Origin of the sequence: Butyrivibrio sp. WCE2006, assembly GCF_000701985.1 — a bacterium.
Lineage (GTDB): Bacteria > Bacillota > Clostridia > Lachnospirales > Lachnospiraceae > Butyrivibrio.
This window is the reverse complement of the sequence record NZ_JNKH01000022.1, coordinates 1-14891: the sequence shown is the minus strand read 5'-3', so window position 1 is coordinate 14891 and position 14891 is coordinate 1. Positions and strand designations below refer to the sequence as shown.

12 protein-coding genes are annotated in these 14891 nt (G+C 41.4%); 3 read left to right on the top strand and 9 right to left on the bottom strand.

The window, feature by feature from the left end; genetic code table 11:
* Window positions 1-145 precede the first annotated feature (145 nt).
* Window positions 146-295, bottom strand: a complete 150-nt coding sequence (locus T501_RS21355; RefSeq protein WP_155994858.1) for a hypothetical protein — start codon at window positions 293-295, stop codon at window positions 146-148.
* Between the two features lie 391 nt (window positions 296-686).
* On the opposite strand from T501_RS21355, the gene T501_RS13045 reads away from it, so the two are divergent.
* Window positions 687-1310 carry a GDSL-type esterase/lipase family protein gene (locus T501_RS13045; RefSeq protein ID WP_026512154.1) on the top strand — a complete coding sequence of 208 codons (624 nt, stop codon included), beginning with the start codon at window positions 687-689 and terminating at the stop codon, window positions 1308-1310.
* A gap of 136 nt (window positions 1311-1446) precedes the next feature.
* Here the strand turns inward: T501_RS13045 and carB are convergent, their stop codons facing one another.
* Window positions 1447-4695 carry a carbamoyl-phosphate synthase large subunit gene (gene carB, locus T501_RS13040; RefSeq protein WP_044915268.1) on the bottom strand — a complete coding sequence of 1083 codons (3249 nt, stop codon included), beginning with the start codon at window positions 4693-4695 and terminating at the stop codon, window positions 1447-1449.
* Window positions 4696-5101: 406 nt separating this feature from the next.
* On the opposite strand from carB, the gene T501_RS13035 reads away from it, so the two are divergent.
* A complete protein-coding gene (locus T501_RS13035; protein ID WP_044915267.1) occupies window positions 5102-6901 on the top strand; it encodes a methyl-accepting chemotaxis protein in 1800 nt (599 codons plus the stop codon).
* 181 nt (window positions 6902-7082) lie between these two features.
* On the opposite strand, the gene T501_RS13030 is transcribed toward T501_RS13035, so the two are convergent.
* From T501_RS13030 to cysK, 7 genes are all read right to left on the bottom strand, one after another.
* Window positions 7083-7835: an amino acid ABC transporter ATP-binding protein gene (locus T501_RS13030; RefSeq protein ID WP_044915266.1), complete on the bottom strand. Its 753-nt coding sequence runs from the start codon at window positions 7833-7835 to the stop codon at window positions 7083-7085.
* Window positions 7832-8539 (bottom strand): amino acid ABC transporter permease, encoded by a 708-nt coding sequence (locus T501_RS13025; protein WP_044915265.1) that lies wholly within the window; start codon window positions 8537-8539, stop codon window positions 7832-7834. Before T501_RS13025 ends, T501_RS13030 begins: the two co-directional genes overlap by 4 nt.
* Complete coding sequence (locus T501_RS13020; protein WP_044915264.1) at window positions 8536-9234, bottom strand: amino acid ABC transporter permease; 699 nt, start codon at window positions 9232-9234, stop codon at window positions 8536-8538. Before T501_RS13020 ends, T501_RS13025 begins: the two co-directional genes overlap by 4 nt.
* A gap of 13 nt (window positions 9235-9247) precedes the next feature.
* Entirely contained in the window at window positions 9248-10090 is an 843-nt protein-coding gene (locus T501_RS13015; protein ID WP_044915263.1) for a transporter substrate-binding domain-containing protein, read from the bottom strand.
* A 213-nt stretch (window positions 10091-10303) separates the two neighbouring features.
* Window positions 10304-11575 carry a nitrogenase component 1 gene (locus T501_RS13010; protein WP_044915261.1) on the bottom strand — a complete coding sequence of 424 codons (1272 nt, stop codon included), beginning with the start codon at window positions 11573-11575 and terminating at the stop codon, window positions 10304-10306.
* Between the two features lie 30 nt (window positions 11576-11605).
* Window positions 11606-13051 (bottom strand): nitrogenase component 1, encoded by a 1446-nt coding sequence (locus T501_RS13005; RefSeq protein WP_050008305.1) that lies wholly within the window; start codon window positions 13049-13051, stop codon window positions 11606-11608.
* Between the two features lie 341 nt (window positions 13052-13392).
* Window positions 13393-14328 carry a cysteine synthase A gene (gene cysK, locus T501_RS13000; protein ID WP_026512166.1) on the bottom strand — a complete coding sequence of 312 codons (936 nt, stop codon included), beginning with the start codon at window positions 14326-14328 and terminating at the stop codon, window positions 13393-13395.
* 424 nt (window positions 14329-14752) lie between these two features.
* Here cysK and tnpA point away from each other — a divergent pair.
* Window positions 14753-14891, top strand: a 139-nt coding sequence (tnpA, locus tag T501_RS22915; RefSeq protein WP_442856373.1) for an IS66 family insertion sequence element accessory protein TnpA, incomplete at its 3' end; no start/stop codon positions are given.

Sequence of the window (14891 nt, the reverse complement as noted above, 5' to 3'; positions counted from 1 at the left end):
TAAGTGTTGTGAAAGTACCTCAGATACGAATAGAAAATATAAATCCCTAAATAATGTTTTCTGCTTTACACGCCATGCAGTCTAATCACCTGCTTATTCTTTATAGACTCCCTCTGCGGGATCTTCCTTCTGCCTGCCTTTCAGTCTATTCGCGTACTTGTTCTTTATAGACTCCCTCTGCGGGATCTTCCTTCTGCCTGCCTTTCAGTCTATTCGCGTACTTATTCTTCATAGACTCCCTCTGCGGATCTTCCTTCTGCCTGCCTTTCAGTCTATTCGCGTACTTGTTTTTCATAGACTCCCTCTGCGAAAATATAATTCCGTCAGTAATAAGTCTATAGCATATAGTTGATCTTATTAGACTGATTCTTAATATAAATATGTCATTTCTTAATCAGTCACTAAAGCTTCTTCTTTCTACAAGGACTCATCATACCCCCAAACTCTAATTCACTTCACCCGATCTGTTTCAAATGATAGAAAGGTTATAGCTTGTAATTATATGTGACTAAAAGTTTTAGATATTTTACAGATATCCCATAGACATTCATAATCTATGTGTAAGGTCGTTTTTTAATGATTTGAATGTATTTTAGTGATGATAAAATTTCCGCAACAAAATAGCGATGCAGACTTGAGACTTCTTGCCGACAAAAGTGGAAGTCATAGATTATGAGGAGTGACTTATGGCAAATTTACTTGCATTTGGTGATTCAAATACATGGGGACTCATTCCCGGAACTAAAGAGAGATACCCTTGGGGAATCAGATGGACCAGCCTTGTTCAGGAGAAGCTAAGTGAAGTGAGAATAATTGAAGATGGACTATGTGGAAGGACTACCGTTTTTGACGATCATCTAAGACCCTTTAGGAAGGGAACAGAAATACTGCCGCTAAGTCTTGAGAGTAACTACCCACTTGATGCAGCTATCATCATGCTCGGCACAAATGATTGCAAAAAAGTTTTTAATGCAAATCCTCACATCATAGGGAAAGGACTTGAGCTGTGCCTTGATGAACTTGAAAAATACGTGGCTCCTGAAAAGATTCTTGTAGTATCTCCAATTAAGCTTGGTGATGAAGTATATCTTCCGGAAAAGGATCCCGAGTTTGATGAGAATTCCGTCAAAACAAGCATTAATCTAAAACGTGAATATGAGAGGATTGCAAAAAGACGCGGAAATCAGTTTCTTGCAGCATCTGACTTTGCAAGTCCAAGCTCAATTGATGACGAACACATGGATGAAAGCGGACATAGAAGCTTATCTGCAGCAATATTAGATAAACTTGAAGAAATGAAAATCGCATAAGAAAATAGCCTCTATCTCTGTAAAGAGATACGAGGCTATTACTGATTAAGCAAAACATTTAGCAAGATCTCCCGCCAGCTTAGTGCGGTCCATGCCAGTCGAGCTTGCTTGAGCAGCGCCGGTCTATTGCAAAACTTTAGTTAGCTCCATGATATTCCTGGAGTGATCTGATATTTCCACGGCCTTCGCTTTTAACTTCCTTTATTCCCTGAGCAGCAGCCTTGGCAGCGGCAACTGTGGTTATATAAGGAAGACGGGCTTTGATAGCGGCACGGCGAAGATAAGCATCATCGTGGGCTGCGCCTTTTCCTATGGGAGTATTTATTACAAGCTGAACATCTCCGTTCTTGATAAGGTCCTCCACATTGGGTCTTCCGCCCTCATAATTCTTCATTATTCTGGTTGCATCAATTCCGGCATCAATGATGCTTTCATAGGTTTTTCCTGTGGCATATATCTTGAAGCCTTCCTTTGAAAATGCAGCTGCAAGCTCTGATGCTTCAGGCTTATCCTCACTATTTAAGGATATAAGAACTGCGCCTTCAAGCGGAAGTGCTGCACCTGCTGCCTCCTCTGCCTTAAAGAAGGCTTCGCCGGGAGTCTTGGCAAGTCCCAGAACTTCACCGGTTGATCTCATTTCAGGTCCGAGAACAGGATCAACTTCAGGGAACATATTGAAGGGGAATACAGCCTCTTTTACACCATAATACTCAGGCTCTGTGTCCTTCTTAGAGTCAATGAGTTCCTGAACCGGAGACGGGCGTCCCGTAAGCTCTGAAGTGATGATGTCTGTTGCAACAGGCACCATGCTGATACTGCAAACCTTTGATACAAGCGGAACTGTACGTGATGCGCGGGGATTAGCCTCAAGAACATATACAGTGTCATCTTCAATGGCATACTGCATGTTCATAAGTCCCACAACATTCATCTCCACAGCAATCTTTCTGGTGTATTCCTCAATTGTCTTTAAATGCTTCTCAGAGATGTGCTTAGAAGGAATGATGCAGGCTGAGTCACCTGAATGAATACCTGCAAGCTCAATATGCTCCATAACTGCCGGAACAAAGGCTCTCTCTCCGTCACTTATGGCATCTGCCTCACACTCAAGAGCATTGTGAAGGAATCTATCTATCAAAATCGGACGATCAGGTGTAACTCCGACTGCTGCCCTCATGTAACCTTCCATACTCTCTTCATCACGAACGATTTCCATTCCTCTTCCGCCAAGGACAAAGGAAGGACGAACCATAACAGGATATCCGATTCTGGCTGCTATTGCCTTTGCTTCATCAACATTTGAAGCCATTCCGGATTCTGCCATAGGAATTCCAAGCTTCTCCATCATCATACGGAACTGATCTCTGTCCTCTGCAAGATCAATTACTTCAGGAGTTGTTCCAAGAATATTCACGCCCTCTTCCTTAAGCTTAGCTGCAAGGTTAAGAGGTGTCTGTCCGCCAAACTGAGCAATTACTCCAACAGGCTTTTCCTTTCTGTAAATCTGAAGAACATCCTCAAGTGTAAGAGGTTCGAAATACAGTGTATCTGATGTATCATAATCCGTTGAAACAGTTTCAGGATTGCAGTTTACAATTATGGTCTCAAAGCCAAGTTTCTTGAGGGCAAGTGCTGCATGTACGCAGCAGTAATCAAACTCAATTCCCTGTCCGATTCTGTTGGGACCGCCGCCGAGGATCATGATCTTTCTCTTCTCAGAGCCTGTCATATCCTTGGGATTTTCGAGCTCTACTCCATTTTTATATGTTGAGTAGTAATATGCTGCGCCTTCCGTGCCATATACGTGAACACCGTCCCAGTTTTCGAGAAGGCCGAATTCCTCTCTCTTATTTCTGATATCATCCTCTGACACTCCAAGAAGTCCTGCAAGATAAATATCTGCAAAGCCGTCCTCCTTGGCTTTAAGAAGTACTTCCTTAGAAGGTATTTTCCCTGAAAAAGCTTCTACCAAAGCTGCTTCTTCGTCCACAAGCTCCTTTATTTCATTTAAGAAATAGTGCTTAACCTTAGTGATATCGAAGATCTCATCAACAGTAACACCCTTCTTGAATGCTTCATATATAAGGAAATATCTCTCGGAAGAAGCATCCTTTAAAAGATGAAGAAGTTCATCCTTATCCATCTCCTCATATTTTTTCACATTGCCAAGTCCATATCTGCCCTTTTCAAGGGATCTGATAGCCTTCTGAAAAGCTTCCTTGAAATTCTTTCCGATGGACATTACTTCACCGACAGCTCTCATCTGGGTGCCAAGCTTATCCTCAACTCCGTGGAATTTCTCAAAGGCCCAGCGTGCAAACTTGACAACCACATAGTCCCCGTTTGGTACATATTTATCGAGAGTTCCAAACTTGGAATCAGGAAGTTCTGATAAGGTAAGACCTGTAGCAAGCTTTGCTGAAACAAGAGCAATGGGGAATCCTGTTGCCTTACTTGCAAGTGCAGAAGATCTTGATGTTCTGGGATTTATCTCAATTACAACAATTCTTCCCGTCTTGGGATCATGTGCAAACTGAACGTTCGTGCCTCCGATTACTCCGATGTGCTCAACAATCTTATATGCCTGACGCTGAAGCTCCTTCTGAAGCTCCTCATCTATAGTGAGCATAGGCGCCGTACAGAAGGAATCACCCGTGTGAACTCCGACAGGATCCACATTCTCGATAAAGCAGACTGTGATCATGTTATTGTCTTTATCTCTTACTACTTCAAGCTCAAGCTCCTCCCAGCCAAGGATTGATTCCTCAACAAGAACCTGATGGATGATTGACGCTGCAAGACCTCTTGCGCAAACCGTCTGCAGCTCCTCCTTATTGTAAACAAGGCCGCCACCTGCTCCGCCCATGGTATAAGCAGGTCTGAGTACCACAGGGTAGCCAAGTTCATCTGCCTCAGCCAAAGCCTCTTCTATGCTGTAGCAAGCCTTGGATCTTGCCATCTCTATGCCCAGCATATCCATGGTTTTCTTGAACTCTGTTCTGTCCTCTCCTCGCTCAATGGCATCTACCTGAACACCTATAACCTTGACGTTATACTTATCCAGAACACCCGCCTTATAAAGCTCAGAACACAAATTAAGACCAGATTGTCCACCTAAATTAGGCAAAAGGGCATCTGGTCTTTCTTTTTCAATTACAGCCGCAACGCGGTCCACATTTAAGGGTTCAATATAAGTCCTGTCAGCCATCTCCGGATCAGTCATGATGGTTGCGGGATTGGAATTAACCAAAACTATTTCATATCCAAGGCTCCTCAGGGCTTTGCATGCCTGAGTCCCCGAATAGTCAAATTCGCAGGCCTGTCCGATGACAATAGGACCTGAGCCGATTATCAGTACCTTGTGAATATCTGTTCTCTGTGCCATGTTACTCTCCCATTCCTTATTTTTTATCTCTACAAATTTTATTATTCATGTCGCAATAAAACAAGTAGGAAAGTGATTTCTTATTAAAGAAATTAATGGTTACTGTTCAGACAGCTCTGCGCACTTGCTGCGCTGAGCGTGAGAATGTTCTACGTCTTGAATATAGGATTTGCCCCTTTGCCGAAGGCAACTGGAATGGGCAAATCCAGTTGCTGTGAGCACCGTAAGGTGTGAACAGTAACAATTAATGAAGTTTTTAGAATCATTTAATAGCTGCTGTTGGGCTGATTGATATAATAATTATATAAGCACTTAATATGCATAAAATATGCTTACTATGTCACTTTTAAATAGTAATATTAAGGAATGATTAATCTTTGTTATTCAACTTGAGGAGGCAAGAAAAATGGCAATCGAACAAAACTCAAAACAGGAAAATAGCTTAAAAAAAGGAAATATTTTCCAATCAATTGTGTTCCAAAATTTATCTGTAAATCTGGTTATACTCCTGGCATTTGTTATAGTTACAATTGTTCTTATTAACAGCTTAATAGGAATGAAGGAAATTGCTGTCACTGCCAGCCAGGGTGAAGCAGAAACTCTTATAGCCGAAGCAAAAATAAAACAGGCAACTCTACTTATCGACGGCAGACTCAGCGCTCTTATCGGAGCCTCGACTATCGATAGCGTTGACGAAGCTACAATACAGGGGTATCTAAGTGATATAGACGCTGCCAGGGCACAGATCCCTGATGCGCTAAATTACCTTAGTACCAGCCTTCTTGTAACTCAGGGTCAAAACGGTGATCAGATTTTTAACGAGCTCTCCACTGCACTGGATACATATCTTGCTGATGCCGATAAAATCGCAGCGGGTTGTAAAGCCAAGGATATGAATACTGTATTTGGCATTCTGTCTTCAACTTATTATACCAACATGAACGCTATGAATGCATCCTTTGATACGGCCGAAGCAACCATCAAAAGCCTCTCTGATGGAATGAATGCTTTTCTTCAATTAAGATTAGACTCAGCAAAAACAAATGCATATATAGGTATGATCATTATTGTATTGTGCATTCTCGTAAACCTTGGCCTTGGTATTGTAAGAATCAGCAATAAGATAAGTGCTATTTCTTCTGAAGTAACATCAATCATTGATAATATAAATGCAGGAAAAGGTGATCTTACAGTACGTATCAAAACCGCCTCAAAAACAGAGCTGCAGTCCATTATCATGGGTATCAACCAGTTTATAGAAACCCTTCAGGTGATCATACGTGACGTAAAGGATGGCACCGTTGTACTAAGAACTTCATCTGACGAAATGACAGATAAGATTCAGAGAGCAAGCGACAATATCACAAACACTTCTGCTGCTCTTGAGGAATTATCAGCCAGCATGGATACAGTTGCAACTACAGCAGATCAGATCAACGGCCGACTTGAAGAAGTTAAAGATGCAGCTGATGAGATAAGACACGAAGCCTCAGCGGGTGCACAAACAGCCATTGGTATCAGAAACGAAGCTGATGCGATCAAGGCTACAGCTGCACAGAAGAAGGAAAACACAGGCAGCAAGATCTCTGAACTTGGCAATGTACTACAGGAGTCTGTAAAGAACAGTGAAAAGGTTTCACAGATAAACGAACTTACAAATGTTATTCTGGACATCGCTTCACAGACAAATCTTCTTGCTCTTAATGCTTCCATTGAAGCAGCAAGAGCGGGTGAAGCAGGAAAAGGCTTTGCTGTTGTAGCAGGCGAAATCAGTTCTCTTGCTGAAAACAGCAGACAGACGGCAGGTAACATCCAGGTTATCAGCAATGAAGTAACAAATGCAGTTAAGAGTCTGTCAGACAACGCACTTGAAGTCATTGATTTCATCAACAATACAGTTATTGCAGACTATGACTCTTTCGTAGAAACCGGCGATAAATATGAGCAGGCTGCTATCCTAATGGATGAGATGCTTGAGAAATTCACCAGCAAGGCTGACAACCTGAATATCATCATGGATAAGATGGCTGATTCTGTCGGTTCCATCACAGAATCCGTAAAGCAAAGCTCAGAAGCCATCGGCCTCTCTGCTACCAACTCAACTGAGATTGTAGGTGAGATCCAGGGTATAGACAATGCCATGAGCGAGAATAATAAAGTTACTGAAACACTGAACCAGAGAACAAGTATTTTTGAGAATCTGTGATAGGGATGAATAAGCTTTAATCGTCAAAAAAAGGCAATTTTATTCATCCTAAACGAAGTATTCCTGAAAAAAGGACTAATCAGCCACTTCTAAGCATCCTAAAAGGCGTGGCATGGTTAGTCCTATTTTACCAGTGTGCTGTCTTGCATACTGATCTACCAAAAATCAGGTAATCTTCAGCTTAAATCACATAAGCATCCTGAGGTATGATCCTTGACAGGAATTGCCTCGTGCGCTCTTCCTTGGGCTTGTAGAATATCTCGCTTGGTTTGCCCTCTTCTACAACCACTCCTCCATCCATGAAGATGACGCGGTCAGCAACATCCTCAGCAAAGGACATCTCATGTGTCACAACCACCATGGTGATCCCCATTTTCGCAACCTTTTTAATAACGTCAAGGGTTTCAACCACAAGTTCAGGATCAAGCGCGGATGTGGGCTCATCGAACAAGATCACGTCAGGCTTAAGAGCCACCGCTCTTGCGATTCCCACTCTTTGCTGCTGTCCGCCGGATAACTGGGAGGGATAACTATCCTTTTTATCAAGCACGCCTACCCAGTTAAGTGCCTCTTCTGCCAGTTTCCTTGCCTCAGCCTTGGACTTTTTCTGAACTGTGACGAGACCTTCCATAACATTCTGCAAAGCTGTCATATGGGCAAAAAGTCCGTAATTTTGAAAAACGAAAGCTGTTCTTCTTCTGATGTCCAATATTTCACCCTTTTTCGCCTTCTTAAGTTCAAGGAATTTATCCCCCATCTTCATGGTTCCCTCATCAGCTTTTTCCAAGAAATTAATACAGCGCAAAAGAGTTGTTTTCCCCGAACCGCTTGGTCCAAGGATTACTACAACTTCCCCGTCATTAACATTTATCGATACATCCCTTAGAACATCGAGCTTTCCAAAAGATTTCTTAACATGATTAAGCTCTATCATACAGTCTGCCTCCTAAACCTGGCACTTCTTTTTTCTACAAGTTTCCCAACTTGCTCTATTATAACTACTATCCCCCAATATATAAGTGCCGCTGCCACATATCCTTCTACGTAACTGTAGGTATTGATACAGGGAATAAGTGCTCCATTCATAACCTCATATAAACCAATGATCGACACAAAGCTTGTTCCTTTTATTGTTCCTACAAGCCAGTTGACCATTGAAGGAAGCACCGCCGGAACAACCTGCGGAAAGATTATTCTCCGCAAGGTTCCAAGCTTTGTCAGTCCAATAGCATACCCTGCTTCAAACTGAGTTTTATCTATCGTTCTGTATGCACCTCTGAAGGTTTCCGAGATCATACATGAATAACTAAGGATGAGAGTAAAATATGCGACGGATGTAAAATTCGCATCTCGTATTGTTTTTCCTGTCCCCAGAATACCCGCTATGTCGTTGTAATATGTTGCGTACAGAACATAATAAATGTTTATGGCAAGTATCAGTGGTACTCCCAAATAGAGAGTAATAAATCCTGAAAAAAACTGCGATAATACAGGCACCTTATAGAATCTGATTGTGGCTATGATTAGACCAAAAAGGACTGAAAGTACAAAAACAATTACAGAAAACTGCAGCGTGAATGGGATGTATTTTATACCATATCTTATGCTCTCCCAAAAATAATCCACATTAAACGTCATACCGCATTTACCCCTCTTCCGTAGTTCATTCGTTTCTCAAGTTTTCCTGAGGCAAATTTAATCAGCAGACTGAAAACAATATAAATGATTCCGCATACTGCATATCCCTCAAACATATGTGAGGTCTTTGCTCCTATTGTCCTTGCTCTGGCTACTATCTCGATAACACCGATTGTGTATAACATGGATGAGCTCTGGAGTATTCCCACCAGAGTAGTGCTATATGCAGGAATAAGTGTCTTAACCGCCTGCGGAAGCACTATTCTGAAAAAGGTCTGTATTCCTGTCATTCCTATGGAATACCCGGCTTCAGTCTGCGTCGTTGGAACTGCAAGTATCGCACCTCTTATTGTCTCTCCAAGAAATGCAGCTTCATTCATAACCATCGCTATTTCTGCAAAAATGAATCCATCCCATCTGGAAATGTTTACCCCGAACAAGGAGTTAACAATTACCGGTACTCCGTAATACACGACCATCAGCTGCACAAGAAATGGAGTTCCCCTCATATAAGAGACATATAAACCTAATATATTCCTTGCAATAGGAATGTTCTTTATCCTCACTGCCGCAATAACTATTGCAAAAATGGTTGAAGCAAGAACACATACGATGACAAATTTTAAAGTAATAGGAATATATGGAATTATCCATGTCCATGCTTCAATAAATCTTTCCCAGCTAAAAAAGTTCATAGTCTCTTCATCCTTACTGTGGTGTCACATTTTCTTCAGGTGTAATATCAAATCCAAAGTACTGTTCTGAAAGGCTCTTCATTGTTCCGTCAGCTCTAAGTTCTTCAAGTGCCTTATCTACATCATCACGAAGCTTTTCATGATCTTCATTCTTTGGATAGAGATAGTATGCAAGGGATGTTCCGATAGTATCGCCCTTCTTAACAATATCCTTACCGTTTCCATATTCTTCGTTATACTGATCTGCAACCCACCAGATTCCGGGAATCGCATCCCATCTTCCTTCAATAAGTGACTGTAAAACCGCCTCTGTACCAATACTGCCATAGTAATCAAGCTCAAGAGCCTTATCAGGATGTTCTTCGTTATATTTCTTAACGATAAGTGAGCTGTTATCTGTCTCGCTTATTCCTCCAAAAATCTTGCCGACAAGACTTTCCCATGTAGTATTCTCACTATCAACTGGAATGATAAAGTTGGTACTGAAATTTATGTATCCCTGATTAGCAAAATAATATTTCTCGGCACGCTCGTCATTGTATTCAAACATATGGGTTCCCAGATCAATCTTGCCTGTATCAAGGCCGATCAGAATATTATTGAAATCAGATGGCTGAATATCAAATTCATAATCTTCGAGTTTTTCATCTACTGCTTTGAGCAAAGCAACCTCATAGCCATCGAATGTACCATCTTCTTCAACTGTTCCAAACTTGTCAGCCGTGCTTACTGCACCGACTACTATTTTCTTTACTCCGCTCTCAGATCCTCCTGCTGCGCTTGCCTTTCCGCAGCCTGTGATTGCTGTTCCCAAAATGCTAAGTGTAAGTGCGATAGATAGTAGTTTTCTTTTCATAGTCTTTCTCCTCCAAATTGTTTGTTTACATGCAAAAGGAGGTCAACAGTTTTGCCCAATGTTAGCAAATCCATTAACCTCCAGTTGTCTGGTCAGTTATGCACAACATTTTTTTGTTGTACATAACATACTATTATTCTATTATCTTAACAATTATCTAATGATTATCCCTTGCTATAAGAATTAGTTATGTTATATCGCAGTCTTCAGTTATCACAAATTACTGAACAGATCTTCGATCAGCGACAGTGCACCTCTATAACCTGCAACAGTTTTATTAAAAATAAATCTTCCTGTAATAGGGAAAGTCACTTCATAAAACATAGTATCCAGATATGAAGCAGCTTCTCTGTCATTAGAGCTTCCAAGGAAGAGTGTTACATCATCGTACTTACCGCTTCTGATAACGCCATCTATATCAAACTGATCAGATATAAAGTGAATATCCGGAGCGTCACAATAGGTAAGAGATGATAATCTCTCAGTTATTCTCTCTTTGTCAGAATCCCTGAAGAGAGGTTCTGTTACAATAGCAAGCTTAGGAATGAGGCTATAATCGTTTGAAAGGTATCTTGTCATACCTATAACCGAATTTGAGTCACCGACTACAGCAAGTCTCTTCCATCCAAGAATTCCCGTTCCATGCTCAAGATATCTGTAAAGATAATCCTGTTCATCTGCTATAACTTCATCCACAAGCTTCTTATCAAGATTAAGAGCTTCTGCTACCTGCCTTACAAATGCAGTTGTATCTGTATCACCTATTGGAAGTCCTGCAACTCTAATGTACGGAACCCCGAATTTTTCTTCATATTTCTTAGCGGGTCCTTCAAATAACCAGGGATGAACTATGATATTCAGGGCTGCGCCTGAACTGGATAAAACATTTTCAACGCCCTGTCCATCCACAAAAAAGTTATTTACTTCCAGTCCAAGTCTTCTAAGAATTCTTGAGAGCTCCTCCAGATTCCCCCTGTAAAACTTATCAAGTCCGGGAATTAATCCAAAGAGATTTACAAGCTTTTCATTTCTTTCTCTCTTCTCTATAACCTGCGTGATCAGATTATTCCAGGTTACCTCATAACCAAGCTCTGTGTTTCCCTGAAATCCGGGAGTATCAATCGCATATACCTTTTCTCCCTTTTCACGGAACTCATTAGCGACGCTTTCCACATCATCACCGATAACACCTGAGGTACAGCCATTTAATATCACAAAAATCTCTGCATCCATTACCTCCAGTGCCCCGGCAACTGTGGTTCTAAGCTTTTCTATTCCGCCAAAAACAACTTCCTTCTCAAGCATGTTTGAGCAGGGTACCATAACTCCGCCAAGCTCATTTGCAGCCGTGGTCGCCGCCGACGTCTGCATTGTGCAACCGGGTCCCGCATGGAACACCGGGCAAAAACCTTTCATAGCTCCAAGAGTTGCGCTTATTCCTGACAGTACGCATCCCCCTCTTGGATTCTGTACTATTGATGACATATATAATCAATCCTCCTCGATTTTCTTAAGTCAATTTGCTGTTATAAACTTAAATGCATCCTGTTCATACCAGCTATCCTTGTAGGGAAGCTTGGTATGTGCTGCAAGATTCCTGTTGAATCCGGGATTTGACAGCTGATCGATCATCTTATTTCCAAGATAGATCAGTCCGTCATAGCCAAGAGTAGGACGTTTGCCATCAAGTACATGAGTTGTTGGAATACCAAGTTTATGTGCACTGGTGGGTACGCCAAGGAAGCAGTCAGGCTTGAGCTTACGCAGCATATTAGCTTGTTCGAAGGGTTCCATGTTGGCTATATCAACAACGTAATCTTTTTGCCTTTCATTAAGGTATTCTATGTCAATTTGAGCATCAGCATCATAAGTTGGCGTCTGAAGCCCCACCAGTTCCATACCAAAATCACTAACAAGCGCAGCAGCAGCAAAAGATCTTCCTGTACCACCGCAGATAAATATCCTCTTGCCCTTTAGTTTTTCTCTTATCTGTTCAACTAAAGGCTCTATTCTCTTGTGCTCCGCATCTATTATCTTCCGGGCTTCCTCTTCCTTGCCCACAAGCTTAGCGATTCCCATAAACCATTTGTCTGTATTTCTAAGACCAATCGGCATTACTGTATGTGAAAAAGGAATTCCGTAATCCTGTTCAAGTTCTATCATAAATTCATCTGCAAAAACCTTACATATTGCAGTTGATGCAGCCGCTTGAGGAATTCTCTTTATCTTTTCATAGCTTGAATAAAAAGGAACATAATTTACCTCAAGACCAAGAAGTCCGAGCATACGCTCCATTTCCTGCTGATCGCGATAGCTTATGGTAGTCGGTGCAAAAAGGTTGACAAGATTTTCCTGCCTGTCAGCCTTCTCGCCCTTAAGGATGTACTTATTGATAGCCTGAAAAGTTGCGTCGAAACCTGAAGCACATACCTTTGATTTAAAGCCCTCGCAGTGTATAGGAACTATAACCTGGTCCGGATACTCACTCCTTAAGCTCTCAGATATCGCATCAATATCATCTCCAATAATACCTGAAGCGCAGGAGGTGAAAATGAAGACAAGCTTGGGATTATATCTCTCAACTGCCTTCTTAACTGTATCTCTAAGCCTTTGCTCCCCACCAAAAACCACACTCTTCTGGTCAAGGTTAGTCACGAAAATTCTAGGATTCTTAACATGATCCACATGTCTGTGAATCTGACCTACCTTATAGCCATCGGCCATCATTGACACGCAGCCTGTGCAGCCCTGAGGAGCATGAGCTATCAATACCGAGTCCTCTATGGAAACTACTGCCTGCATTCCATTGATCTCCTGACACTGAAGCCCCTGTGAAAAGCTTCTGTCAGCGCGTTTTAAACATCCCCCTTTGAATTTTTCTGCCAGTTCTTTACCGGAGCCATATCCGTCATTCACACGGTTTGGCTTGGATTCTCTGACACCATTGTACTTAATCGCCATTTTTTCATATCTCCTACAAAGAACACTATAATGCTACATAATTATCGTTTTACCAAATATATATAATAAAAATTCTCTTGTCCCTAAATGATAAAAGGAGGCTCACTGATTCTGCTTTAGAAATTAAATATCTCCTATTTTAATGATAAATAGTAAACATTTAATTCCCAAAGCACTAACACGTCAAATGATTCCGTGCAATCAGTAAGCCTCCGGTTATCCGGTCGGTAAATCCGCCAAACTGACACAGTGCATGTTCTGAATTTCCTGCCTGACTATCGCTGCCAGTGCCAGTTTGTTTTTCAATTTTTATAAATGCCGAGTACTGTTATTTTTTAGTATTAGTTAGCAAAAAGAGGTGTTGAAAGATATCTGTCACCTGAATCAGGAAGAAGAACAACGATATTCTTTCCCTTATACTCTTCTCTCTGTGCTACGATGGTAGCTGCTTTAAGTGCAGCACCTGAAGATATACCAACAAGTATTCCTTCTGATAAAGCAAACCTTCTGCCTTCTTCGAAAGCATCATCATTTTCGATAGCAATTACTTCATCATATACCTTTGTATTAAGAACAACAGGTACAAATCCGGCACCAATACCCTGAATCTTATGAGCACCAGCTGTTCCCTGTGAAAGAACCGGGCTGGTTGCAGGTTCAACAGCAATAACCTTAACATCAGGATTCTGTTCCTTAAGATATTCGCCAACACCTGTGATTGTTCCACCTGTACCTACACCTGCGATGAATACATCAACTTTTCCGTCTGTCTGCTCCCAGATCTCAGGACCGGTTGTTGCCTTATGTACAGCAGGGTTAGCAGGGTTTACAAACTGACCAAGAATGATAGATCCTTCTATCTCTTTTTCAAGCTCCTCAGCCTTAGCAATAGCTCCCTTCATTCCCTTAGCACCCTCAGTGAGTACCAGCTCAGCACCGTAAGCCTTAAGGAGATTTCTTCTCTCAACACTCATGGTATCAGGAAGAGTAAGAATTGCCTTGTATCCCTTTGCTGCAGCTACAGCTGCAAGGCCGATTCCTGTGTTACCTGATGTAGGCTCGATAATTGTTGCTCCCGGCTTAAGCTTTCCACTCTTCTCAGCCTCTTCGATCATTGCAAGAGCAATTCTGTCCTTTACTGATCCGGCAGGATTCAAATATTCAAGCTTTGCAAGAATTGTTGCATCTGTAACTCCTGCTTTTTTGCTATATCCATTAAGTTTAAGAATAGGTGTCTTACCAATAAGTTCAAGTGCGCTTTCTTTTATCTGTGCCATGTTACATATCTCCCTTCGAAATTTGTTATAAGGATAATATCATGATAGAACAATTTGTAAAAATAAGTAATACTAATTGCCAGATATAAGGGTTACTTTTCATTGCGATAAGTTTAACTTCTTGCGGGCAAAGAGATAATCGCCCCTTGCTTTGCGAGGATCTGATCCGGTGCGATTATATTTATTCTGAAGAAAAATTATAATCTGTACATTATTTAATCCAAATGATAACGCTTGTAAGCGCTTTTTACTCCCCCGTAGTTACGGGGGTCTCTTTTTGCCATAAAATAGATCTTGTAAGATAGAGCTACACTTCAGCTATGCTATACTGCTACACCATGATGATACATTATGTGTAGTAAACGTCTCACATTTCTTCCAGTCACTGTGTAGTAAACGTATCACATTTACAAGGGGGATTCGCATGACAAAGAAAAAACTGAGTAACGAACAATGGCTTTGCCTGATCCAGGACTGCCGTAGTAGTGGCTTGACTGACAGAGCATGGTGTACCCTGCATGACATTCATCCTACATCTTTCTATAGAGCAATTAGACGGCTTC

Excerpts from the sequence above, each read along its gene's own strand:
- T501_RS13005 (WP_050008305.1), bottom strand. The coding sequence starts at position 13,051 with ATGGCGATTAAGTACAATGGTGTCAGAGAATCCAAGCCAAACCGTGTG.
- T501_RS13030 (WP_044915266.1), bottom strand. The coding sequence starts at position 7,835 with ATGATAGAGCTTAATCATGTTAAGAAATCTTTTGGAAAGCTCGATGTT.
- T501_RS13045 (WP_026512154.1), top strand. The coding sequence starts at position 687 with ATGGCAAATTTACTTGCATTTGGTGATTCAAATACATGGGGACTCATT.
- T501_RS13025 (WP_044915265.1), bottom strand. The coding sequence starts at position 8,539 with ATGACGTTTAATGTGGATTATTTTTGGGAGAGCATAAGATATGGTATA.
- T501_RS13015 (WP_044915263.1), bottom strand. The coding sequence starts at position 10,090 with ATGAAAAGAAAACTACTATCTATCGCACTTACACTTAGCATTTTGGGA.
- T501_RS13010 (WP_044915261.1), bottom strand. The coding sequence starts at position 11,575 with ATGTCATCAATAGTACAGAATCCAAGAGGGGGATGCGTACTGTCAGGA.
- cysK (WP_026512166.1), bottom strand. The coding sequence starts at position 14,328 with ATGGCACAGATAAAAGAAAGCGCACTTGAACTTATTGGTAAGACACCT.
- T501_RS21355 (WP_155994858.1), bottom strand. The coding sequence starts at position 295 with ATGAAAAACAAGTACGCGAATAGACTGAAAGGCAGGCAGAAGGAAGAT.
- T501_RS13035 (WP_044915267.1), top strand. The coding sequence starts at position 5,102 with ATGGCAATCGAACAAAACTCAAAACAGGAAAATAGCTTAAAAAAAGGA.
- T501_RS13020 (WP_044915264.1), bottom strand. The coding sequence starts at position 9,234 with ATGAACTTTTTTAGCTGGGAAAGATTTATTGAAGCATGGACATGGATA.
- carB (WP_044915268.1), bottom strand. The coding sequence starts at position 4,695 with ATGGCACAGAGAACAGATATTCACAAGGTACTGATAATCGGCTCAGGT.